This is a genomic window from Aeromonas diversa CDC 2478-85 (assembly GCF_000819805.1).
GTDB classification, from domain to species: Bacteria; Pseudomonadota; Gammaproteobacteria; order Enterobacterales; family Aeromonadaceae; genus Aeromonas; species Aeromonas diversa.
In genome coordinates, this window is the sequence record NZ_CDCE01000029.1 from 268,719 (window position 1) to 291,655 (window position 22,937).

General features: G+C 61.1%; 18 protein-coding genes. 3 read left to right on the plus strand and 15 right to left on the minus strand.

The annotated features are described in order from the left end of the window. The 5 genes from BN1121_RS10745 to BN1121_RS10765 all read right to left on the minus strand — a co-directional run bounded on the left by BN1121_RS10745 (position 1) and on the right by BN1121_RS10765 (position 5,120). Complete coding sequence (locus BN1121_RS10745; protein ID WP_005346878.1) at positions 1–1,536, minus strand: inactive transglutaminase family protein; 1,536 nt, start codon at positions 1,534–1,536, stop codon at positions 1–3. Between the two features lie 3 nt (positions 1,537–1,539). After that, positions 1,540–2,322, minus strand: coding sequence for an ATP-dependent zinc protease family protein (locus BN1121_RS10750; RefSeq protein ID WP_442853266.1), 783 nt, complete (start codon positions 2,320–2,322; stop codon positions 1,540–1,542). 61 nt (positions 2,323–2,383) lie between these two features. Then, positions 2,384–3,361 carry a tRNA 5-methoxyuridine(34)/uridine 5-oxyacetic acid(34) synthase CmoB gene (cmoB, locus tag BN1121_RS10755; protein ID WP_005346882.1) on the minus strand — a complete coding sequence of 326 codons (978 nt, stop codon included), beginning with the start codon at positions 3,359–3,361 and terminating at the stop codon, positions 2,384–2,386. Continuing rightward, on the minus strand, positions 3,358–4,089 hold the full coding sequence (gene cmoA, locus BN1121_RS10760) for a carboxy-S-adenosyl-L-methionine synthase CmoA (RefSeq protein WP_005346885.1): 732 nt from the start codon (positions 4,087–4,089) through the stop codon (positions 3,358–3,360). Before cmoA ends, cmoB begins: the two co-directional genes overlap by 4 nt. 179 nt (positions 4,090–4,268) lie before the next feature. Then, a complete protein-coding gene (locus tag BN1121_RS10765) occupies positions 4,269–5,120 on the minus strand; it encodes a DUF72 domain-containing protein (RefSeq protein WP_005346887.1) in 852 nt (283 codons plus the stop codon). Positions 5,121–5,217: 97 nt separating this feature from the next. On the opposite strand from BN1121_RS10765, the gene BN1121_RS10770 reads away from it, so the two are divergent. The 3 genes from BN1121_RS10770 (at position 5,218) to BN1121_RS10780 (ending at position 8,096) form a co-directional block, all read left to right on the plus strand. Continuing rightward, entirely contained in the window at positions 5,218–5,469 is a 252-nt protein-coding gene (locus tag BN1121_RS10770; RefSeq protein WP_005346888.1) for an FmdB family zinc ribbon protein, read from the plus strand. 32 nt (positions 5,470–5,501) lie between these two features. Beyond that, positions 5,502–7,268, plus strand: coding sequence for an aspartate--tRNA ligase (aspS, locus tag BN1121_RS10775; protein ID WP_005346891.1), 1,767 nt, complete (start codon positions 5,502–5,504; stop codon positions 7,266–7,268). An 87-nt stretch (positions 7,269–7,355) separates the two neighbouring features. Then, the gene (locus tag BN1121_RS10780; protein WP_005346893.1) at positions 7,356–8,096 is read left to right on the plus strand and encodes a YebC/PmpR family DNA-binding transcriptional regulator; all 741 of its coding nucleotides are present in this window, start codon (positions 7,356–7,358) and stop codon (positions 8,094–8,096) included. A gap of 68 nt (positions 8,097–8,164) precedes the next feature. Here BN1121_RS10780 and BN1121_RS10785 read toward each other — a convergent pair whose 3' ends face one another. From BN1121_RS10785 to BN1121_RS10830, 10 genes are all read right to left on the minus strand, one after another. Further along, a complete protein-coding gene (locus tag BN1121_RS10785; protein WP_005346895.1) occupies positions 8,165–8,611 on the minus strand; it encodes an ester cyclase in 447 nt (148 codons plus the stop codon). A gap of 20 nt (positions 8,612–8,631) precedes the next feature. After that, positions 8,632–11,184, minus strand: a complete 2,553-nt coding sequence (locus BN1121_RS10790) for an alpha-amylase family glycosyl hydrolase (protein WP_005346897.1) — start codon at positions 11,182–11,184, stop codon at positions 8,632–8,634. A gap of 13 nt (positions 11,185–11,197) precedes the next feature. Beyond that, the gene (locus BN1121_RS19030) at positions 11,198–13,201 is read right to left on the minus strand and encodes a hypothetical protein (RefSeq protein ID WP_005346898.1); all 2,004 of its coding nucleotides are present in this window, start codon (positions 13,199–13,201) and stop codon (positions 11,198–11,200) included. Between the two features lie 10 nt (positions 13,202–13,211). Further along, a complete protein-coding gene (locus BN1121_RS10800) occupies positions 13,212–14,048 on the minus strand; it encodes a type 1 glutamine amidotransferase domain-containing protein (protein ID WP_005346901.1) in 837 nt (278 codons plus the stop codon). 16 nt (positions 14,049–14,064) lie between these two features. Then, positions 14,065–14,760, minus strand: a complete 696-nt coding sequence (locus tag BN1121_RS10805) for a DJ-1/PfpI family protein (RefSeq protein ID WP_005346902.1) — start codon at positions 14,758–14,760, stop codon at positions 14,065–14,067. A 46-nt stretch (positions 14,761–14,806) separates the two neighbouring features. Next, positions 14,807–16,948 (minus strand): AGE family epimerase/isomerase, encoded by a 2,142-nt coding sequence (locus BN1121_RS10810; protein WP_005346904.1) that lies wholly within the window; start codon positions 16,946–16,948, stop codon positions 14,807–14,809. Positions 16,949–17,485: 537 nt separating this feature from the next. Next, complete coding sequence (locus BN1121_RS10815; protein WP_005346907.1) at positions 17,486–18,907, minus strand: carbon starvation CstA family protein; 1,422 nt, start codon at positions 18,905–18,907, stop codon at positions 17,486–17,488. A gap of 118 nt (positions 18,908–19,025) precedes the next feature. Then, positions 19,026–19,733 carry a two-component system response regulator BtsR gene (btsR, locus tag BN1121_RS10820; RefSeq protein WP_005346910.1) on the minus strand — a complete coding sequence of 236 codons (708 nt, stop codon included), beginning with the start codon at positions 19,731–19,733 and terminating at the stop codon, positions 19,026–19,028. After that, entirely contained in the window at positions 19,730–21,400 is a 1,671-nt protein-coding gene (locus tag BN1121_RS10825; protein ID WP_005346912.1) for a sensor histidine kinase, read from the minus strand. Before BN1121_RS10825 ends, btsR begins: the two co-directional genes overlap by 4 nt. Before the next feature lie 228 nt (positions 21,401–21,628). After that, complete coding sequence (locus tag BN1121_RS10830) at positions 21,629–22,861, minus strand: HD-GYP domain-containing protein (RefSeq protein WP_005346914.1); 1,233 nt, start codon at positions 22,859–22,861, stop codon at positions 21,629–21,631. Positions 22,862–22,937 lie beyond the last annotated feature (76 nt).

Consider the following 22,937-nt stretch of genomic DNA (forward strand, 5'->3'; position numbering starts at 1 on the left):
TTAGTGCTTGCCCTCGTTGTCCTTACCGGCATTCATCTCGTCCACCAGCGGCTTGAAGCGCTTGAGCTCGCTCAGCTTGTAGCCGGTGTAGTTACCCATCAACAGCACGGTCGCCATCAGCACCAGCTGCAGGCCGAGGAAGTTGAAGGTGAGATGACGGATGAGCTCGTTATCCATGGCGAGGTAAGCGATGACCGCCACCAGCAGGGAGCCGCCGCCTTGCTTCATCACCTCTTTCGGACCCTCTTCCTCCCACAGGATGGACATCCGCTCGATAGTCCAGGAGAGGATGATCATCGGGAAGAAAGTGATCTTCATGCCGTCGGTCAAGCCCAGCTTGAACGCGAATGCCGAGAAGATGCCGATCATCGAGATCACCATGATGATGACCGCCGATATTCGCGCCACCAGCAGCAGGTTCAGCCTGGAGAGATAGGAGCGGATGATAAGACCCGTGCCGACGATGAGCAGGAAGCCCACCAGACCGGTGAAGAGCTGGGTCTGAATGAAGGCCACGGCGATCAGCACCGGCATGAAGGTACCGGAGGTCTTGATACCGACGAGGACGCGCAGGAACACCACCATTAGCACGCCGATGGGGATGAGCAGCAGCCCCTTGAACAGGGTTTGCTCTTCCAGCGGCAGGCTGTGGATAGAGAAGTTGAGCCAGTCCGATTTTTCGAACTTCTTGGCCAGGGCCACGCTGACCGGCTGCTCCTGCTCGATCATGGAGAAGGTCACCCGGGAGTTGTGACCGCCGGTCACATCCAACAGGGCGCCAGAGTTGTACTCCCACAGCAGCAGGTTATCCGGTTGCCCCTGCTGGCCGTTCTTGGGATCGAACAGTTGGAAGTCTTTGCCCTTGAATACTTGCAGATATTCCACCAGCTCCTGGCGGCGGCGACCGTCTTCCAGCTTCAGGGCGTGTACCACCCGGGCCGGCACGTCGGCGTTGTTGAGCAGCTGGGCGACCAGGATGGCGCGGCGCTTGTGGTTTTTCAGCAGCTCGGCGTTCTGGGTCTGGTTGTCCATCTCCTTGATGATTTCGCGGGTCAGGGTATAGGCGTCGGCGGAGCGCTCCTGGGCACGCTCGAGGATCTGGGCCATGGCGGTGGCGTAAGGCTCGCTCTCGATCTCTTTTTCGATGGCCGGGGGTTGGGAGACCGCCGCCGGTTTGGCGAAGCTGTCGGCCATCATATCGACGCGGTAGTAGAGCTCCTGACGACCGGTGGCCGAGCGAATCGACCACTCGGCGCGGGCATCCCCGTTCTTCTCGACAAACGAGAGACCATAGCCGGGACTTGCCGCGTTCTCATCCATCAGGGTGAAGCCCTTCTGGGTGCCCGGTATCGCCAGGGAGGCGATCACCGGCTCGCCGTTGGCCTCAAACTCCAGCTTGGCCTCGATAGACCAGATCTGACGCTTCTCACCCGGGGTGAGGGGGACATCCAGCGCAATGTGGTGATAAATGGTCATGCCCAGGCCGACCAGATAGAGCAGGGCGACCAGCAGATAAAACGGCTTGCGAGAGACCATGGATTACTTCACATCCTTGAGCTGGGGTTTGGGCTGGATATATTCGCGGGCCACGTCGACCACGGCGATATCTTTGAGGAACTCACGACCCAGCAGCACGGGGAAGGTCATGTCGCTGCGATCCTTGAGGGTAAATTCGGCTTTCTCGGTCATGTCACCCAGGCGCACGGCCAGGCGCACCACGGGGCGGCGATCCAGCTCATCGGCGGAGGCCTGACGCACGCGCACATGACGTACCAGCGGCGCCTCGATCTGGATACGGTCGTCCATATCCTGATGGCTCAGGTAGAAGCGAACCCAATTCTTGCCGTTGCGCTCGAAGATGGTGATGTCCTGGGCGCTGATGGAGGAGGTGGTGGCGCCGGTGTCGACCCGGGCCTGGAAGGCGTCGTTGGCGGCGTCAACCCAGAGCCACTCGGCTTCACCGACCAGCAGTTTGCCATCCAGGGCATGGCCCTGGGCGGGTGAGGGACACTTGGCAGTGGGGATCACCACCGGCTTGGGTTCGGCACCCGGCAAGTTATCAAGCTTGCCGTCCACCTTGCTGACGGTTTGTTTCATACGCTTGAGATCATTGGTCAGCTGAGCAATGAGATCAGACTGGTGCTGGATCAACTGCTTCTGCTGCTGCATCAGGTTGGTCTGGAGCCGCTGTTCACTGAGGGAGAGTTCGTTTTTGAGCTCGGCCAGTGTGGCAGGCGGCGTTTCGGGTGCCTTGTCCATGGCCACACAACCACCCAAGGTGAACAGGGATAGCAGGGTCATGCCTTTGAGTGTGCTGTTCATGTGCTTCATTTTATTGGGCTTCCAAGAATGGAGTCAGTGTAACTGTCCTTGAGTTTATCGGCTAGTCTCTGGCCTTGCGGGCGATCAGCACGGCACGCTTGGGGGCCGGATACCCCTCCACGGTCAGTGCCGGATCGGCAGGGTCCAGATAGTCGTCGAGAGACTCATTAATCATCCAGTCGGTGCGACGTTGCTCGTCGGTAGTGGTCCTGTTTTCGTCGACGATGCGCACATCGACAAAACCGCAGCGTTCGACCCAGCGTTTCAGTGCCCGGCTCGAGGGAATAAACCAGACGTTGCGCATCTTGCCGTAGCGATCTTCGGGCACCAGCACCTGATGCTCGTCGCCATCGATGACCAGGGTCTCGAGCACCAGCTCGCCGCCGTCGACCAGCTGGCTACGCAGCTGCTCGATGTGTTCGATAGGGGACTTGCGGTGATAGAGCACCCCCATGGAGAAGACGGTGTCAAAGGCGCGCAGGGGCGGCAGCTCCTGAATGCCGAGCGGCAGCAGGTGGGCGCGTTGGTCGCAGCCAAGAAAGTGGCGAATGGCCTCGAACTGGCACAAAAACAGCGGGCTCGGATCGATGCCGACCGCCAACTTCGCCCCTTCGCCCACCATGCGCCACAGGTGATAGCCGCTGCCGCAGCCCACATCCAGCACGTGACGGCCGGCCAGCGGCGAGAGGTGCGGTAGCACCCGATCCCACTTCCAGTCGGAGCGCCATTCGGTGTCGATGTGGATGCCGTGCACCGTGAAGGGTCCCTTGCGCCAGGGCATGAGCTGGCGCAGCAGGCTCTCGACCTTCTTGCGCTCCCCGTCTGCGAGGCTCTCGTGGCTGCCGACACTGACTGCATGGGTCAGGTCGATGGGGGTCGCCGGCAGCTGGGGCAGCTTGGCCAGTGCACGCTCCCAGCGCGGCAGATCGCCATGCTGGTTATCGTGGCGCCAGGCGTGAAGTTGGGCCGGCAGTGTGTGCAGCCAGTGGCTGAGGCGGGTCTTGGCGATCAGCTGATAGAAGTTGGCAAAGTCGATCATGATTGCTTGATGGCTACCAGAGAGCCGAAGTTGAAGCATTGGAACCAGAGATCCACATGGCTGAAACCGGCCTCCTGGAGGCGGGCCTTGTGGGTCGGAATGGAGTCGGTGCGCATCACGTTCTCCAGCGCCGTGCGCTTTTGGCTGATCTCGAGTTCGCTATAGCCGTTGGCCCGCTTGAAGTCGAGATGCAGATCGATGAGCAGCTCGTTGACCGGCGCGTCTTCGAAACGGAACTTCTCGCTGAGCACCAGGATGCCACCGGGTACCAGGCCGTCGTGGATGCGCTTGAGCAGGGACAGTCTGGCCGCCGGCTCGAGAAACTGCAGGGTAAAGTTGAGCACCACCACGGAGGCGTTCTCGATAGGGGTCTCGCAGATGTCCCCCTGCACCAGCTCCACCGGCAATCCCTTGAAGGCGGCCAGGTGTTTGCGGGCGCGCTCTATCATGGCGGCGGAGAGATCCACCGCCGTGATGGTACATCCCTCGGCCGTGACGTGGCGACGCATGGACTGGGTCGCGGCCCCGAGGGAGCAACCCAGATCGAAGAGCCGTGTATTGGGACGGGCATAGCGGGCGGCCATCATGCCGATGGCGGAGATGATGTTGCTGTAGCCCGGAATGGAGCGCTGGATCATGTCCGGGAAGACCTCTGCGACCTGTTCGTCGAAGCAGAAGTCTCCCAACCGGTCGATCGGGGCAGCAAATATCTGATCTTTGGAGTGCATGTCGTGCAGCCTGGTTGCCGCCGCGGGCAACCCATGTTCGGGAAATATGTGCAGTCCTGCCCACCTCGGGTTCAATTCCCGTTCAGGATGGGCAACGGGGCGCATTTTAGAGGATTGGGCCCCGTTTGTCTTGAGAGGTGACCGGGCTCACAGTAAAAAAAGTGGCGTCAGAGAGCCGATTACCCCAGGTCGAGTGTTCCTTGGCGCGCCGAATCGTTTTCCCCGATGAAAGGGGGCAGTGAATGACCCAATGCCTGAGCCACCTCACGAGCCAATTGAGGTGCATGGGCGTTGTCGGCGGTGTGAATAAAGAGGTAGAGATGCTTTCCCTCATCGAGCCACCGGCGCCAGTGTGGCAGCCAGGGTTGCAGGAAGGGGTGATTGTCTGCCGGGTTGGGCAGGCCGATGAAGCGCACCACTGGGGTGTGGGCGGTGGCCAGCAGGTGTACCGGCAGCTGCGGCTTCTTGCCCTGGGCGTCGATCATGGCCGCACTCTTTGCTGTCACCGAGAAGAGCGGACGGCTGTCGAGCATGATGCGGTTGACCCCACGCGCCATCAGCAGGTGGTTGAGGGCTCGCTCGGCCTCACCCTTGGCGAAGAAGTCCGGGTGGCGCACCTCGACCGCGTAGGCAAAGTCGGCCGGTAAGCGTTCGAGAAAGGCCTCGAGGCGCGCCAGCCCCGCAGGTCCGAAGCTTGCCGGCAGTTGCAGCTTGAGCAGGCCGATCCGTTCGTGCAAGGGAGCAAGCAGCGCGACGAAGGCGCTCACCTCCCGATCCATGCCGAGCAGATCGCTCTGGTGGCTGATGGTCTTGGGAAATTTGAAGGTGAAGCGGAAGTCGTCATCCGTGGCGTCACGCCAGCGCAGTACCGTCTGCGGGGTGGGGCTGGCATAGAAGGTGGTGTTGCCCTCGATGGCGTTGAACACCTGTGCGTAGTCTGCCAGATGATCGACCGGGCGGGTGGCGCGGCCAAGCAGCTGGCCGGGCCAGGCGGGGTGACTCCATTGGGGCAGACCGAGATAGAGTGGCATGATGCGATTTACGTAGAGAGGTGCATCGGGCTATTTTACCCGGGGCGGGCTTTTCCTCTATAATGTGCCCCCTTTTGTTACCAAATTCTTGTGACCCATGCCTATCTACGAATATCGTTGCGATGACTGTGGCCATGAATTGGCGAAACTGCAAAAGCTCTCCGATGCGCCCCTGACCGATTGCCCCTCTTGTCACAAGAGCGCCTTGGTCAAACAAATCTCGGCGGCCGGTTTTCGGCTCAAGGGATCGGGGTGGTACGAGACCGACTTCAAACCGGGTAAGAAAAAGAATCTGGCCAGCTGCGAGACAGACGGTGCTTGCCAGTCGTGCCCGGCGGCTCAGGGTTAATCGTCTCTCATTATTTCCGAAGGAAGAAGTCCATGCGCACACATTATTGCGGACAGGTCAACGAGGCCCATGAAGGGCAGACCATCACTCTCTGTGGCTGGGTGCACCGCCGTCGCGATCTTGGCGGTCTCATCTTTATCGACATGCGTGACCGAGAGGGTCTGGTTCAGGTCTTCTTCGATCCGGACAAGCCCGAGGCGTTTGCCCTGGCCTCCGAGCTGCGCGGCGAGTTCTGTATCCAGGTTAAAGGCGTGGTCCGTCTGCGCCCCGAGTCCCAGCGCAACGTCGAGATGGCCACCGGTGCCATCGAGGTGTTCGGCCACGAACTGACCATCATCAACCGCGCCGAGCCCCTGCCGCTGGACTTCAACCAGGTCAACAGCGAAGAGGTGAGCCTCAAGTACCGCTACCTGGATCTGCGTCGCCCCGAGATGGCAAAGTTCCTGAAGACCCGTGCCAAGGCCAGCGCCTTCGTACGCCGCTTCATGGACGAGCACGGCTTCCTCGACATCGAGACCCCGATGCTGACCAAGGCCACCCCGGAAGGCGCTCGCGACTACCTGGTACCGAGTCGTGTGCACAAGGGCAAGTTCTACGCCCTGCCGCAGTCCCCGCAGCTGTTCAAGCAGCTGCTGATGATGTCCGGCTTCGACCGCTACTACCAGATCGTCAAGTGCTTCCGTGACGAAGACCTGCGTGCCGACCGCCAGCCGGAATTCACCCAGATCGACGTGGAGACCTCCTTCATGACCGCACCGCAGGTGCGCGAAATCATGGAAGAGATGATCCGCAAACTGTGGCTGCACATTCTGGACGTGGATCTCGGCGACTTCCCGATCATGACCTTCGACGAAGCCATGCGTCGCTACGGCTCCGACAAGCCGGACCTGCGTCTGCCTATGGAGCTGGTCGATGTGGCAGATCTGCTGACTGCGGTCGACTTCGCCGTATTCGCCGGCCCCGCCAAGGATCCGAAAGGCCGCGTAGCTGCCCTGAAGGTACCGGGCGGCGCCGAGCTCTCTCGCAAGCAGATCGACGACTACACCAAGTTCGTCGGCATTTACGGTGCCAAGGGACTGGCCTGGATGAAGGTCAACGAGGCGGCCAACGGTCTCGAGGGCGTGCAGTCCCCGGTGGCCAAGTTCCTCTCTGACGCCATCGTGCGCGAGATCCTGGCCCGTACCGGCGCAGCCGATGGCGACATCATTTTCTTCGGTGCCGACACCAAGAAGGTGGTCTGTGACGCCATGGGCGCCCTGCGCCTCAAGGTGGGTCGCGATCTTGGCCTGCTGGAGAACAGCTGGAAGCCGCTGTGGGTCATCGACTTCCCTATGTTCGAGGAAGACGGCGAAGGCGGTCTGGCGGCCATGCACCACCCCTTCACCTCCCCGCGCGACATGAGCGCGAGCGAGCTCAGGGCCAACCCGCTGGCGGCTTATGCCAACGCCTATGACATGGTCATCAATGGCTACGAAGTCGGTGGCGGCTCTGTGCGTATCCACAACGGCGAGATGCAGTCCACCGTGTTCGACATCCTGGGCATTGCCCCGGACGAGCAGCGTCAGAAGTTCGGCTTCCTGCTCGACGCGCTCAAGTACGGTACTCCGCCCCACGCGGGCCTGGCGTTCGGCCTGGACCGCCTCAGCATGCTGCTGACCGGCACCGAGAACATTCGCGACGTCATCGCCTTCCCGAAAACCACGGCGGCCGCCTGTCTGATGACCGACGCCCCGAGTTTTGCCAACCCGGCCCAGCTGGGCGAACTGGCCATCGCCAGCACGGCCCAGGCCGACGAGTAAGGCACGAGGCCGCGCATTGCGCGGCCCGTTCAGTTATTGCTGAGCGATTAAATCATTGAAATTAAAAGAGTATAACGGAGAGTTTATATGGCAGGTCACAGTAAATGGGCCAACATCAAACACCGTAAGGCGGCTCAGGACGCCAAGCGTGGCAAGATCTTCACCAAGTTGATCCGTGAGATCACCACCGCGGCTCGCCTGGGTGATGCCGACCCGGCCAACAACCCGCGTCTGCGTGCCGCAGTGGCTGCCGCCCTGACCAGCAACATGACCCGTGACACCATCAACCGTGCCATCCAGCGCGGCGCCGGTGGTGGCGACGGTGAGCAGCTCGAGACCATCATCTACGAAGGTTACGGCCCGGCCGGCTCCGCCTTCATGGTGGAGTGCCTGACCGACAACCGCAACCGCACCGTTGCCGAAGTGCGTCACGCCTTCAGCAAGTGCGGCGGTAACCTGGGTACCGACGGCTCCGTGGCTTACCTGTTCACCAAGAAGGGCGTACTGACCTTCGTGGGTGCCGATGAAGATGCCCTGATGGAAGCGGCTCTGGAAGCGGGTGCCGACGACGTGGTGACCGAAGAGGATGGCACCATCGAGGTGTACACCACCCCGAACGACTTCGGTACCGTACTCGATGGTCTGGAAGCCGCCGGCTTCAAGCCCGAGAGCGCCGAAGTGACTATGATCCCCTCCACCGAAGCCGAGCTGGACGCCGAGACTGCGCCCAAGCTGATGCGCCTCATCGACATGCTGGAAGATCTGGACGACGTGCAGGAGGTGTACCACAACGGCTCCATCTCCGACGAGGTCGCAGCGACCCTGTGATGCAATAACGGCGGCCAACTGGCCGCCGTTCTTTTTTCCCACCCGGTGCGGGCCAGGCCGCACCTGCTCTAGACCCTGATGGGGTCATCGCCGCTGGTGGCACTCAGTTGCTCGATGGCGGTCGCCCAGTTCTCGGCATGATACAGGGCGACTATCTTGCCATCGCGGATCTGGTGGATGTCGATGGTCATGATATTGAATGATCGACCGCCGTAGGGAACGCCCATAAAGGTGTCACTCGGGGTGCCCGTGAGGGCGCTGCGTACCGTCACAAACTCACCGTTGACGAACAGCTGGCGGATCTCCACGTCTATGTCCGGGATCAGGTTGAACAGGCGGCGCAGGAAGGTTGCCGTGTGCTCCTTACCCAGATAGTCGTCATTGTTGTAGTAAGACCGCCAGTCGTCGGCCAGTACGGCCAATCCCTTGTCAAAATCGCGCCGCTTGGCGCTGAACAGGTCATAGAAGGGGGTGATGATGCGGCGTGCCGCGTGTTCGTCGAGTTGGGTGTTCATGGTGTTTTCCTCCGATGGAATCAGTGTCTGGCCTGCAAAACCACGAAGCCGGCATGGGGGACGACCACACGGATATCGCCGCCCCGCGCAGCCAGCATGCCGCCCAGATTGCCGATGTTGTCGCCGCCGTAATGGGACGAGTCGCTGTTGAATACCTCTTGCCATTCGCTGTCACCGATGGCGGGATGGCTCAGGTTGTAGCCATCGTCATAGGGGTGGTCGGCCAGGCTCGCCACCACCAGGAAACGTTGGTCGTCATCCCAGCGCAGGAAGGCGAGCAGGCGGTTGTCGTTGTGCACATGCACCAGCTGAAGCTGACGGCTGCGCAGTCCACTGCGACCCAGCCGCAGTCCGTTGATGTCCTGATAGAAGCGATACAGGTTTTGCCCCGAGCTCCGGCGCATGCCGTGGATGTCCTCCTTGTTGGCGATCACGGCGTTGTATTTGAAACGCTGGCGAAAACCGACCTCTTCACCGAACAGAAACATGGGTACGCCGGCAGAGAGGGCGGTGATCCCCCAGGCGAAGCGGCAGCGAGCCTCGGCGTAGCGCCGGGTCTCGTCCACCAGAGGGGCGCCGTTGACCGCGACGACTATGGTTCGCTCCGAGGTGAACCGCTTGTCCTCTTCGTTGGCCTCGGGATCGAGGAAGGGCCCCTTGCTGTTGCCGGCCTCGTCATGGGACTCGCTGTAGACGACTTTGCGATCCCCTGAGGCACTCAGGGCGCCGGCGAACCAGTCCATCTGCAGCGGGCTGTCGCTGCCGTCGGTGGCGGCCCGATACAGCAGCTTGGCCTTGTCCCCCTGCTCGGTGTCACCGGCAAGGTGATGGTAGAAGTCGGCATACCAGCGGGCGTCGAAGCCCATGCCACCGCGCTCGACCGGCAGCGTGACCTGATCCCAGTCGGAGTGGTCTTCGGCCATCAGGAAGACGCCGGGACGCACCAGGCGCAGGGTGTTACCCAGTTCACGCAGCAACTTGGCACCGAACTGGTTGGCCGCCGGAACGGGGCGCCCATCGGCGTGGAGCACGTTGTAGCCATGGATAGAGGTGGTCTGATCGACCCGCAATCCATCCACATGGAACTCGGTCAGCAGGGCCACGGCGCTGCTGATGAACATCTTGCGTACGTACTCCTCGTGGTAGCGGGGGGCCCAGCCGGAGGAGAGGTTATCGACGTAACCACCGTCCGCAGTGGCGTAGTCGCCCGGATTGCCTTCATACCAGTAGTAGAGGTTGTGGCGAGGATCTCGGGAGTCATAGGCGAACTCTGCCCGCTCGGCGTTCGCGGCATAGTGGTTGAACACCACGTCGACGATCACCGCCAGGCCGCGGCGGTGGCACTCGCGCACGAAGAACTTGAATTGATCCCGCCCACCGCCGCTGTACTCGATGGCGAAGTAGTGGGAGGTCTGGTAACCCCAACCATCGGTCTGACCGCCAAACTCGGCCAGGGGGAGCAGCTCGATGGCATTCACATTCAGTTCGACCAGGTGATCGAGCAGGGCGATGGCGTCTTCCAGCGTACCCGGCCCAGGCTTGCCAAAGCCCAGAGCCCCCAAGTGCAACTCGTAGATGATGAGATCTTCGATCCGCTCCGGCAGGGGGCGCGCGCCAAACTCATCGCTCCAGAAGGTGTCGGCAGGGATAAAGTGGCGCTCCGGCCAGATGCGTTGGCTGGGTGGCGTCGTGACCAGATAGGGCGACTCTTCGGCGAAGTAGCGGGTCACCAGTTCGGGATCCACCGTCACCGAGCAACTGACCGGGCCGGCAAGATCCTGCACCAATCCCAGATAGGTGCCATCGGGGTGCTGTGCCCCCGAGCCGACCTGGCAGCGAGAGTAGAGATCGGTACGCCAGGCTATGCTGCCGTCCTCCAGAGTGACTCGGTACATGTAGGGCCTGTGGTTCAGCACCGGAGCCGACACCGCCAGAGCCGGGTGGTCCAGAGGCGTGACCCAGACCCCGTCGGGCTCACGCACCAGGGTAATGAGCCCAATCTCAGGGTCCATGCCGCTGCCGTCGTCGGCGATATAGCCGCCGGCGATGTCATTCATGGGGAGCGGATTACGGGTTGGCCTGCGTTTCGAGTCCTTGCTGTCCCACAGGGTACCAAACGCCAGCTCTACCTGGCGGGCATAGGGAGCCCAGACGGCGAAGCGGACTCCCAGCTCACCATCGGGTCGGCGAAACTTGTTGGCACCGAGGCGACGGCAGTGGGTCAGGTAATAGCACTCCGTTTGCGGGGCATCCCCCAGGGTCAGGCTGCGATAGCGCTCTGTGGATTGCCCATCGTGCAGCTCGGTCGGGATGGCCCATACCTGGCGCCCGTCCGGGAAGTGGGCGCGAACCCCCCAGTGAAAGCGATCGCCTGCGTTACCGCGCAGGTCCAGCTCGGCCTGGTAGCAGGCGCCACCGTCGTCCCCTGGCAGGCGAGTCATTAATTGGGCCTGCCATTGATCGCTGTAGCCGCCGTCGGCGTTCCAACTGCCTTCAAGCACCAACTGGGCTTCACCGAAGATGTCGGTATAGGTGCCGGGGTAGTATCGAAAAGTGACTCGGTTCTTGACCATGTCGGGTTCCTCGTCAGGCCTCGCCGATGGCCGATAGCACGGCCTCGACGTTGGCGGGGGGGAAGGTCTCGGGATCCTGGCGAGCCGCCAGCGCCAGGGCTCGCTGGGTCTGGCCCGTATGGTCCGGCATATCCAGACGGGCACCGCGAGCCAGCATCCAGCGGATCTGCGCCAGGTGGCCTTCGAGCTTTTCTGGCGGTGAGGTCAGGGCGCGGTGGATGGCGTCGTGCATGGCGGTCAGGCCGTTGACTGCCGGGCTGGTGTTCATCTCGGCGGCAAAGTCGGACGGCGTCATGTAGTCGGCCAGCAGCTGCAACAGGGCAAACTGGTTGAGTACCGAGGCCCGGATCACGGCGCCGATGGCCATGGGGTGGTGCTCGCGCACTCTGGGGTCGGCGCCCTTGTCCAGGAGCAGCTTAACCAAGGCATGGCGTCGATCGGCCTGGGCCTGATCGTTGTCGACGCCAGTGATGGCAAAAACCAGAGGGGGTTGTTGCAAGGGGCCACCGAGTCTGTCTATTTCCAGCTCGGGTTGGGCCAAGATGGCCTCCACCCTGTGACGGGCCAGCTCGCCGCTTGCCCCACCGTCCTGGAGGTGCTGCTCAATGGCGGAGATCAGCCGCTCGGTGAGTGCCTGGGGATCGGCTATGGCGAGTAGCAGCTGCTCGTAATAGTCCTGCTGCTGGCGCGCCATGGCCTTGGCCTCGGCGGGATCGCTCGGGTAGTAGGGTGTCAGCAGGGCGATCATCTGCTGGTTATGCCACAGATCCTGCATGGAGCGGGCCGAGTAGCCGCGCACATTGGTGGCGCACAGCAGCCTGGCCCGTTTCTGGGTCAGGGTGAGGCCGGGCGTCGTGTCCAGGGTGTCGGCCTGCTCGAGCAGAAAACGGGCCAGGACCTGATGGACCTCTCGTCCATAGAAGGCGGCTTGTAACAGCACGGTGTGGCCATTGACGCGGCTGATGGCGTGCAGATGGGCCGGGTTGGCCCGCAGCAGGCGGCGTACTGTGGCCAGATCGCCGGATTGGCCAGCCAGGTAGATGGGCAGGGCGTCGGCGGCGACCAGTCTGAGCTCGGGATCGGCCGGATGCGTGGCATGGCTCAGCAGCAAGTCGACGGCGCCGCTCTGGCCATGAGCTGCGGCGCCGAGCAAGGGGGTCCAACCATCGGCATCATAGGTGTTGGGATCGCCCCCCTGATCCAGCCAACGGCGCAGACCGTCCAGATCGCCACACCGGGCCATCTCGACCGGTTGACGCTGCAACTCGGCGAGCCAGTTTCGAATGCTGAGCACCTGGTAGATGGCGCCGGCACTGGTGGGGCCCCGTCCGTCGCCATAGCCGTCGGGTGTGGCCAGGTTGGCCAGGTAGTGGTTCAGGCGGGCACTGTCCGGCATGTGTCCCGTCAGGGCAGCCAGCCGCATCACACAGTAGGTGGAAAACAGGTTGCTTGGTTGGCCGTATCCGCCGTCTGTCCCCTGCTCACGAAGCAGACGGTTCGGTTGATCGTGCAGGGCTGGCGCGCTGCGGCCAGCCCGCAGCAGGGAGGCACAGGCGATGGCGGCGTCCGGCAAGGCGTCCAACCGTGCCGCATCCTGGAAGAAATCGGTGGCCGCCGATGGCAGGGGCTCGGTAAAGCCGCACTCGTCGTAGGCGGCAATCAACATGAAGAAGTCGTACTGGTTGGCGGCACGCTCGGCCATGAAGGCCTGGGCCTTGGCCCGATAGCGCTCGAGCAGGTCGCGGCGCCCCAGCGCGTGCAGGGCGATCAGGCCCACGGCCGTGTCGAAGGGGCTCGGCGCTTCTCCGGGGTGCAGGGCGAAGCCTTCGCCACTCCAGCAGTCTTGAATGTAGTCACACAGGGCATGATCCTCGGCGCAGGGCTGGCCAAGCATGGCCAGCCCCTTGATTGCGCTGAGACAGGCCCTGAGATCGGTTGCGCTGTCCTGGGTGTCGGCATAGCCGCCGTCCGCACGGTGCAGGGTGCGAAAGAAGCGCACCATTGTCAGGTTGTCCATGGCATGCTCCCTACCAGCCGAAGCGTCTGAGGCCGCGTTGCAGCACCTCGACCAGCTTCTGGCCGCACAGATCAGATTCCCCAACAGAGCGGCTGGTGATGAAGGGATAGTCGACGATGACCGAGGTCAGCCGTCCCACATTGCCGTGGAACTGGCCCTGAGGCCCGACTGCATCGCGCAGTATGTACTCGAGCGGATAGGGTGGGGCATCGAACACCAGGGGTTGCTCCCCGGCCATCACGGCCCAGCCCGAGGTGTAGTCGTACTCCATGGTGTGGCCGGTGACATGCTTGCCTTCGAGCAGACACTTGCGTTGATCGAACTCGCGGGCGAAGGCCAGGCAGGCGACGGTGTAACATTCGGCGGCGATCGGCTTGTCCTTGTAGTAAAAACCCAGGATCAGGTCGTGCAGCCGACTGTTGTTGACCATGTCGACCACGGGACCGCTTCCGCCCACCAGCAGCAGGGCGTCGTATTCGTCGATGCGCTCCCAAGCCTGGGTCCGCGCCGTGTAGTAGTGCTCAAGGGCGCCCAGGTAGCCGTCGCGGCTGCTCAGATAGGGGCGAACCGGAAACCACTCCTGCAAGGCGATGCGGTTCGCAAACAGGCTGTCCCAGTCCATGTCTTTACCGCGTACCGCGAGCTCGGGGGAGGTGACGGGGCGGCCCAGGGGAGGATCGCTATAGGTCGAATCCAGGCTGGCGCCGTCCGGGAAGGGCACCTTGTCTCCCTTGTTCACCAGGAAGTCGAAGCCGATGCCGGCCGCCTTCAGGTGATCCAGGGGTTTGAGCAGCTCTTCGACCCAGAAGCCGTGCTCGGAGACGGCGATCAGTACTTTTCCTGCCATGATGTCACTCCTTGTGTCAGTTGCGTGCGGCACGTGCCGCTATCTGGTTGGCGATGGCGCGGATGAAGGGGACTACCTCGTGCTTGCTAAATCCGGTGACGAGATCGTCGTCGACCACCACCTTGCTGGGGGCCATGGCGCCACTGCCGTCACTCTCGAACTGGATGTCGGCGTTGCAGTTGAGGATGTCGGCCATGACCACGGTATGGCAGGTGACCTTGCGGCCGCTGAGCAGCTCGGGGAAGGGGGTCAGGGCCCACAAGCCGTGGCATAGCGCCCCCTTGACCAGATCCTTGCGGGCCATCGCCTGGGCAAACAGTCTGGGCACGGGGGCTGACTGAACAAATTCCCGGGCCGACGAGGCGTCCGCCATCTCGGTGTAGCGCAGGCGCACACTGACGTAGTTAGCGGACATGATGATGGCGTCGTAGTCCTCCAGGCGGACCTGACTCACGTCCATGTTGTCGCCCAGCTGGATCTTGTTCGGGCCCTGCCAGGGGTCGTTGTCGCTGGGATCGACATCCCCGTAGAAAACGGGGGACTTCCAGCTCGGGTGGCCCGGCTTGTAGTCGCCATACCAGAGGCGGGAGATGAAATCGACCTCCATACCGAGCAGGGCGAAGTTATAGCGATAGGCGTCGAACTCCTCCGGGATGAACTTGTGTTCGGCGATCACCGCCACCCGCTTGCCGCTGAGCAGTTGCATATCCATAGGGATCTCCTGTGAAAGGAAGGAGGGGGCGAGTCGCCCCCCCGGGTTAGCGCTGCATGCCGATCTTGCTGATGGCCAGGCGGGCGTCTTTGATCTCCCGCTCCGTGGTCTTGCCGTGGCGCAGGGGCAGGTATTCCACTTCGATCACGGCTCCCTCCGGATAGGAGGAGATGTCGATCTGGAAACGGGTCTTGTCCTGGATGTCCACCACCATGCCGTTGACCTTGACGTTGATGATGATGAGATCCTTGGGCCGGAAGAAATCGGGCATCACGTTCAACGTGGTGACACTGCTGTTGTGCATCGGGCAGTAGGTGAGGGAGAAGCTGTCCCCCTTCACATAGGTGTGGATGTAGAGGTTGGCCAGGTAGTTCAACTCGAAGGCGTGATAGCCAGCGATGGCGTGCCCGGCCTGGTTACCGTACTGGCCGTCGATCACCGGCTCGCCGCTCTCGGTTGTTCTGAAATGTACTCGTCGCTGGTCGTGATCCAGGAAGAAGAGGTTCCAGAAGGCGGAGCAGTGGCGAGCCAGTCGCAGCAGCTTGCCATCCGGATCGGCCTGTTCGTCAATGCCGTGCATGATGTAGAAGGCCAGAATGGCCTGCTCTTGCTGCCAGAAGTCCTTGGTCGGATCCCAGGCAAATTCGGTCGGCATGCCGTTCTTGGGATGGCGCTCCAGCGCGTCGAAGATGCCGCCGCGCAGCAGATCGACGCCGACTTCAGACATGTTATGGCCAAGGCGCAGCGCAGTGTCATAGCAGCGTCGGGCCTGCTGCCGGCACTTGTCACGGGTCTGGACGTCACCCACCTCGTCGGCACGGGTTGCCCGCTGCTCGTAATAGTGGCCGCAGCGGGTCAGGTTCCAGGAGATCTTCAGGTTATGGCCCACTATGCCTCTGTCCTGCTGCCAACCCCAGGTGTGATCCGGCTGCCAGTCCTTGGTGAAACGCTCGTTGACGAACTTGGACTCATCTTCGGGGGGGAAGTGGTTGATGATGTTCTCGACGCAGTCATCCAGCATCTTCTGGCACAGGCTGCGCAGCTCTTCCCAGGCGGCCGAATGGGACGACTTGGGTAGGGGATCGACCGATACCAGCAAGTTGATCAGATAGGCGGGGATGTGATCGCCGATCGAGTTCCAGTTCTTCTTCTCCTTGTTGTTATACAGGCCTCGATCCAGGGAGACGGCGTCGGGGCGCATGGTCACTGTGTCGATGTGGGAGAAGTAACCCCCCTGGCCGGTGAAGCAGGGGTCTCCGTCGCGGAAGGCGTCCAGATAGAAGGTTTCGAACGCTGCCATGGTGCGAACTATGTAGCTCAATACCCAGGGATCCTGGGTGATGCGATAGTACTGGGCCAGGCCAGAGAGTGCGTAGATCTGCTCGTAGAGCGCATAGGTGCCGAGATCGTCATAGTTTTGGGAGGCCAGGATCTCGCGGGTGGTGTTCTCATCCTTGACCCGACTGAACTTCCAGAAGCAGTACTCTCTGTCGTGGCTCAAAATGGCGTAGGCGTTGATCAGGTACTTGGCACAGGCTCGCGCCGCCGACAGGGCGCGATCGTTGCCGGTCAGCAGGTAGGAAGAGGAGAGACCATACAAGAAGCGCGACAGGGTGGCGCACTCCTGAGAGCTGTTATCCAGCTGATTACCGACCATGCCCAGATAGGTGCGGTAGTGACGGGCGAAGTCGTTCTCGTCCAGCTCACGCTTGGATTCGAACAGGGTGTCGAGCCACTGCTCAAACAGAGTGTTGATCTGCTGGTTCCACCAGTGGTTGTCTTCCCAGCCGTATTTGTTCGGGTTGGAGTGCATCAGCACTACGCGTCGGGCCGACAGCTGGGATTGGCCGTCTGCTTGGCTGTAGACGCCAGAGACGCAGATCATGCAGCCCGCCTTGAGATACTTGTAGAGCTGGGCCTGGGCATCCCACAGCTCGCCGTCGGTAGCGCTCTCGCGTCGACCCAGGGCTTCCACCAACTCCTCTTGGCTCGGATTGGGTACGCGATCACGGTTATCGTCGGCCAGATTCTTGAGGACCTCGTACCAGGTGGTCTTGGTCACCAGAGCGGTGATCACGTCGCCCGAGGCCAGGGTCAGATCGAAACGAGCCGCTCTGGCATCGACCTGGGTTACTTCACCCATCAGGGTGATCGACTGGTAACACTTGGTCAGGTTATTGATATTCATGAAAGAAATTCCCTCTTCCCGTTAATGATTGCCTTGTTGCATGACAAGGGGGTGCTCACCGGCGGCACCACCGGTTTGACGCCGGGGCGATAGGCTGAGTGAGTACGCACGTAAATACCGGTATGTGTGGTGGGGAACTGCGGTTATCCCGTTGTTGGTTTTTTTATCACCAGCACAGTCTAGATGGTGAAAAAGGTTTCCACATGAAGCTTTAATGAACCATCCAACCATTTACGCATAAGCATTTGAGTCTCGTTGCGAGCGTTGGTTATAAGGCGCGGAATAGGTCCTCATCTGGAAATGGCTGAGGCGGGCTAAGGTTCTGGGTTCGGTCGGGTTTGTCTGCCCAATGCTGCGGGTCAGCTTATCGGCGGCGATCCCTGCCTGATGGGAGACTGACCAAATGAGGGTTGCTGGCGGAAGAAAATGGACTACGGGAGTCAACTTATTGAGGGGGAAAGGAAAGTGGCGGATCCCCATAGGGGACGTTTCATCATCGGAGAGAAGGAAAGGGCGCCTAACGGCGCCCTTGTTATGTCAGGAGCTGCGTTCGTCGACGAGAGCAGCCGGTCGGAACTTCACCAGGAAGGCCACGGTGAGGGCCAGGGTGGTGCCGATCCCGATCACGGTGGATACGGTCATTCCCATCCCAAAGCCGATGGGGGCGTTGGCCAAGTAGGTGATGCACACTGAGGTCATGAACATGGCCGGAATGGTGCAGATCCAGTGCAGCTTACCCTCTTTGATGAGATAGGCGGCGGCGGCCCACAGCATGATGACGGCCGTTGTCTGGTTGGCCCAGCCGAAGTAGCGCCAGATCACCCCGAACTCGGCCTTGGAGATGATGAAGCCCAGGACGAACATGGGGATGGCAATGAGCAGTCGCTTGGCCATCGGCTTCTGAGTCAGGTTCAGGAAGTCGGCGACGATGAGACGGGCGCTGCGAAACGCGGTGTCACCGGAGGTGATGGGCAGGATCACCACGCCCAGGATGGCCAGGATACCGCCCACGGTGCCGAGCAGACTGGTGGAGACCTCATGCACCACGGCAGAGGGACCGCCATTGGCCAGGGTGGCGTTCAGGGCATCGGTGCTCTCGTAGAAGGAGAGGCCAAGGGTGCACCAGATGAGGGCGATGATGCCTTCACCTATCATGGCTCCGTAGAAGATGAAACGGCCGGATTTCTCGTTCTGCATGCAGCGCGCCATCAGTGGGGACTGGGTGGCATGGAAGCCCGAGACAGCGCCACAGGCGATGGTGATGAACAAGAGTGGCCACAGCGGTAGCTCGGTCGGGTGCAGGTTGGAGAAATCCATCCCGGTGTTGTAGAACCCCTTGCCCGAGGCGATGAGGCCAACGATAAGACCGACCGACATGAACACCAGCAGGGCGCCGAAGATGGGATAGAAGCGGCCGATGATCTTGTCGATGGGGACTATGGTCGCGAGGATGTAGTAGGCAAAAATGGCGCCAATCCAGTAGACCAGGTCGGTGGAGGTTAGGTTGGCCAAGAGGCCCGCCGGGCTCAACACGAACACCACGCCCACCAGCATCAACAGCACCACGGCGAACAGGTTCATGAAGTGCTTGGCGGCGGTGCCCAGATGCTCACCGACCACGGTCGGCACAGAGGCGCCCTTGGCGCGTACCGACAGCATGCCGGAGAAATAGTCGTGCACCGCACCCGCAAAGATACAGCCAAACACGATCCACAGCATGGCGACCGGGCCATAGAGGGCGCCCAGGATGGGGCCGAAGATGGGGCCGACGCCGGCGATGTTGAGTAGCTGCACCAGGTAGACCTTCTTGTCCGACATGGGGACATAGTCCACCCCGTCGGCCATGGTCATGGCCGGTGTTGCCTGCTCGGGCTTGGGCCCGAAGATGTTCTCTACGAACTTGCCGTAGATGAAGTAGCCGGCTACGAGTAAACCGACGCAGAGGAAAAACCAGATCATTTCGACGCTCCTTTTCTTTTATTGTGCTTGGCATGGTAGGAGCGCAGGTGTCACTTTGCAGCCTCTTTGCCGCGAGCGGTGGGATGACACGATAAGCGGTTATCAGTTGTGATCTGCCTCACGTCAGGCCGAGCTGATCCCGGATTGAACGCAGGAAACGACGGCTCACCGGTACCGCCTGACCGCAGGAGGTAATCAGCTCCACCTGATGGCCATCGGTGTGCAGCTCGCGTATCGCGTTGGGGTGGACCAGATACTGGCGGTGGCAGCGTAGCAGAGGGGTGCGTTCCTCCAGCGTCTTGAGCGTTAGCTGGGTGTGCAGCACTTCGCCCTGATGAGAGTAAACATGCACGCCACCGGGATCGGAGAAGGCGACCTCCACCTCATCGAGCGGCAATACCCTGACCCGGTCGTGGCAGTAAACGGGCAGTCGGGTGAGAGGCGGAATCAGGGAGGCGAGGGCCTGAGGGGCGAGATCCTGACGCAGCCGCCGCAGCGTCTTGTCGAGTCGGCGGGGCTCTATGGGTTTGAGCAGGTAATCGAAGGCATTCTCCTCGAAAGCCTGCACTGCGTAGTCGTCGAAGGCGGTAACGAAGACGATGCGCGGCATGGGGGAGGTGAGCAGTGCCAGCAGCTCCATGCCACTGATCTGCGGCATCTGGATGTCGAGAAACAGCACGTCGGGTTTGTGCTGCTGGATCTGCGCCAGGGCCTCGATGGCGTTGGCGGCCTCCCCCAGAATTTGAAGGTCGTCTTGCTCGGCCAGCAGCGCCTTGAGCTCGGCACGGGCATAGTGTTCGTCATCAATGATGAGGGCGGTGATCATAGCGGCTCTCTGGGTAGGCTCAGTATGGTGCGGGTATAGCTGCCGTGTTGGCACTCGACGGTCAGGGTGGCTCGGGGGCCGCAGGCGCTCATGAGACGGCGCTCTACCAGCGTCATGCCCAGCCCGTCGCCTGCCTCTTCCCGTTGCCACAAGCCGGCATTGTCCTCAATGGTGAGGGTCACCAGTTCCCCCAGGTCTGCACTGGAGATGAGGATCTTGCCCTGGGTGAGCAGCTGCGCCGTGCCGTGTTTGATGGCGTTTTCGATGAGGGGCTGCAGGGTGAAACTCGGCAGTTTCAGAGGCAGGTGGGCGGGGTCGATGTGGCGTTCGACGCTCAGACGATCGCCAAAGCGAGCCAGCTCGATCTCGAGATAGTCATCGCAGTGTTCCAGCTCTTCGGCCAGGGTTGAGAGCTTCTCCTGGCGTTTTAAGTTCTTGCGAAAGAAGCGGGAGAGGTGCAGGAGCAGCTCCCGTGCTCGCTGAGGGTTACTGCGAGTGATGGCACCTATGGTGTTGAGGGTGTTAAAGAGAAAATGGGGGTTGACCTGAGTGTGCAGTAGCCGTAGCTCGGCCTGCATCAGCTGGTGTTTTTGCTGCTCGAGCCGGCCGCTGAGTAGCTGGTGGGAGAGGAGGGTGGCGATACCCTCACCCAGGGTGCGATTGAATTTCAGAAAGAGTCGCTGCCTCGGCTCATAGAGCTTGATGGTGCCGATCACCTCCTGCTCACCCTGCAACGGGATAACCAGCACAGAGCCGAGCGGGCAGTGACTGGCCAGAGAGCATTGATAGGGAGTGCTGTTGCCATCGGCAAACAGCACCCGATTCAGCGTCATGGCATCCAGGGTGAGTGGGGAGGAGATGGGGGTGCCCGGCAGGTGATGGTCCTGCCCGATACCGGTGAAGGCGAGGATGGCGTGCCGATCCGTGATGGCTACGGCCCCCACCCCCGTCTCTTCCTGCACGATGCGGGCAATGGCTCGGCTTGCCTCCGGGGTAAAGCCGTCGTGCAGCAGACCCACGGTGCGCTGGGCGATGCGAAGAGCCTTGGCGGACGAGTCGCTCGAGAATTTTTCATACATCCATTTCTGATCGCGGATCATGCTGATAAACAGCGCCGCGCCGAGGGCGTTGGCGGTGAGCATGGGGATGGCGATGTGGCGCACCAACTCGAGGGCGTCGGCGAATGGGCGGGCTACCAGCAGAATGATGATCATCTGCAGCGCTTCGGCCACGAAGGTGGTGATGAGAGCAACCTTGGGATGAAACAGGGTATCGAGGCGGTCGCGGCGCAGTAGATACCAGTGGACCAGACCGCCGAGCAGCCCCTCGACTGTGGTGGAGATGGCGCAGGCCACATCGGTGAAGCCACCCAGAGTCCAGCGATGCAGGCCACCGGTGAGGCCCACCAACAGACCGGTCAGGGGACCCCCCAGCAATCCGCCCAATACGGCACCCACAGCGCGGGTGTTGGCGATGGCCCCCTGGGTCTCCAGGCCAAAATAGGTGCCCATGATGCAGAACGAAGAGAAGAGGAAATAGATCACCACCTTGTGGGGAAGTCGGACCGAGTAGTTGACCAAGGGGTGAAACAGCGGTGTCTTGGAGAAGAGATAGGCGATGACCAGAAAGACGCTCATCTGTTGCAGCAGGGAGAGAACCAGCAGCATCATATTCATCCTTGCTGAAAAACGGCGCCATGGTACGCGCTGGTGGGATCAGTGGAAGTCCGGGGGCATCATAACGAGATCTCTCTCACAGACTCATCTCCCTGACAGGAGATAACTGATGCCATAGGCGTCGATTTTTTGCACACGGTACGATAGAGCAGGGAATGGGTGGTCCGAATAGATTATTCAGGGTTGTCCAATGAGTTATCCCCAGCTTCTGGGGATAACTCAGAAAGCAAAATAATAACTGAAGCGGCGGCTCAGGTTGAAAAACTGACGCTGTGCCTCGTCGAGCTCTTCGATAAGACAGGCCCGAACTATGGTGCGCTCATCCTCTTTCAGATCCACCATGGCAACCCCTTCCTGCCTCTGCCCCTTGATGTAAGGGAGGATCTTGGGTTTCAGTGCCGACGATGGCTCGGAGGAGAGTACCAGCGCGATGCTCTCGTCAGAGAGCTGCACCAGTGTCCCTGGCGGATAGATCCCCAGAATTTTGATGAGCAACTTCACCTGGTCTGGTTCAAATTTACCCTGAGACTGTTTGAAGAGCTGGCTGACCACCTGATTGGGTGGTGCAGGGAAGCCACTCATACGCGGGTGGAGCAACTCGTCATAGTAGTCCACCAGGCTGATGAGACGCGTGAGGGGGGAGATGTCTTCACCCTTGAGTCCCTTGGGATAGCCACTGCCATCGAGCCGCTCATGATGCTGTAAGGCCACGGCGCGGATCTTGGGCTCGAAGGCCTTGAGCTGGGTCAGCATCTCGAATCCGTATTGAGGGTGCATGCGCAAGAAATTGATTTCGGCCTTGTTCAGCTCTCCCCGCTTCTGGGTGATCTGGGTGGGCACCCTGAGTTCACCGATATCGTGGACCAGGCCGGCCAGTCCCACCTCCTCGATCTCGATGGGGGTCATGCCAAGTTCTCGTGCCATTAACATGGCCAGGTAGGCCACATTGAGGCTGTGCTGCAGCAAGACATCGGCGTGGGTTGAGCGAATAAGATGCAGACCGAGGGGCCCCTCATGCAGGGCTATCTGAGCGGCCGCATTGCGCACTATCTGTGCCGTGTTGGCCAATCCTTCATCGGGTTTGAGGTTGAGTGCTCCAAGTGCGTCGCGAAGCTCCGATACGGACTGGCTAAAGGCTTTCTCGGCCACCCGCATGGAGCGTCGAAACGCCTTCTCATCGAAGGGGAGTGGCCCCGATGGTTCAGCAATCACCGGAATGGGGGGGGGCTCTTTGATCACCTCACCGCGGATCAGCGGCTCAAGGGGGAGATCGCTCTTGTCGGTATCCACCATCACCAGCATGGTGGAGTCGAGATGGCGAATGATGTTGAGTTGATCCTCATCCTTTATCTTGAACGCATTGAACATGAAGGGGTGGTTTTTCCACCCGCCAGGCAGGTGGACAAAGTGACCGACTCGCAGCTGCTCGATAGAGGCCTGGATCAATGGCATGGCGTTATCCCTTTGCGCTATATAGCTAAACCTAGCAAGGAGATAGCAGAAAAGAAAAGCCCGCGCTGTGCGCGGG

Coding starts and splice junctions, on each gene's coding strand:
- BN1121_RS10765 (WP_005346887.1), bottom strand. CDS start 5,120: ATGCCACTCTATCTCGGTCTGCCCCAATGGAGTCACCCCGCCTGGCCC.
- BN1121_RS10780 (WP_005346893.1), top strand. CDS start 7,356: ATGGCAGGTCACAGTAAATGGGCCAACATCAAACACCGTAAGGCGGCT.
- BN1121_RS10805 (WP_005346902.1), bottom strand. CDS start 14,760: ATGGATATGCAACTGCTCAGCGGCAAGCGGGTGGCGGTGATCGCCGAA.
- BN1121_RS19030 (WP_005346898.1), bottom strand. CDS start 13,201: ATGGACAACCTGACAATGGTGCGCTTCTTTCGCACCCTGCACCGTGCG.
- BN1121_RS10745 (WP_005346878.1), bottom strand. CDS start 1,536: ATGGTCTCTCGCAAGCCGTTTTATCTGCTGGTCGCCCTGCTCTATCTG.
- BN1121_RS10770 (WP_005346888.1), top strand. CDS start 5,218: ATGCCTATCTACGAATATCGTTGCGATGACTGTGGCCATGAATTGGCG.
- aspS (WP_005346891.1), top strand. CDS start 5,502: ATGCGCACACATTATTGCGGACAGGTCAACGAGGCCCATGAAGGGCAG.
- btsR (WP_005346910.1), bottom strand. CDS start 19,733: ATGATCACCGCCCTCATCATTGATGACGAACACTATGCCCGTGCCGAG.
- BN1121_RS10750 (WP_442853266.1), bottom strand. CDS start 2,322: ATGAACAGCACACTCAAAGGCATGACCCTGCTATCCCTGTTCACCTTG.
- BN1121_RS10830 (WP_005346914.1), bottom strand. CDS start 22,861: ATGCCATTGATCCAGGCCTCTATCGAGCAGCTGCGAGTCGGTCACTTT.
- BN1121_RS10810 (WP_005346904.1), bottom strand. CDS start 16,948: ATGAATATCAATAACCTGACCAAGTGTTACCAGTCGATCACCCTGATG.
- BN1121_RS10815 (WP_005346907.1), bottom strand. CDS start 18,907: ATGATCTGGTTTTTCCTCTGCGTCGGTTTACTCGTAGCCGGCTACTTC.
- BN1121_RS10785 (WP_005346895.1), bottom strand. CDS start 8,611: ATGAACACCCAACTCGACGAACACGCGGCACGCCGCATCATCACCCCC.
- BN1121_RS10790 (WP_005346897.1), bottom strand. CDS start 11,184: ATGGTCAAGAACCGAGTCACTTTTCGATACTACCCCGGCACCTATACC.
- cmoA (WP_005346885.1), bottom strand. CDS start 4,089: ATGCACTCCAAAGATCAGATATTTGCTGCCCCGATCGACCGGTTGGGA.
- BN1121_RS10800 (WP_005346901.1), bottom strand. CDS start 14,048: ATGGCAGGAAAAGTACTGATCGCCGTCTCCGAGCACGGCTTCTGGGTC.
- BN1121_RS10825 (WP_005346912.1), bottom strand. CDS start 21,400: ATGCTGCTGGTTCTCTCCCTGCTGCAACAGATGAGCGTCTTTCTGGTC.
- cmoB (WP_005346882.1), bottom strand. CDS start 3,361: ATGATCGACTTTGCCAACTTCTATCAGCTGATCGCCAAGACCCGCCTC.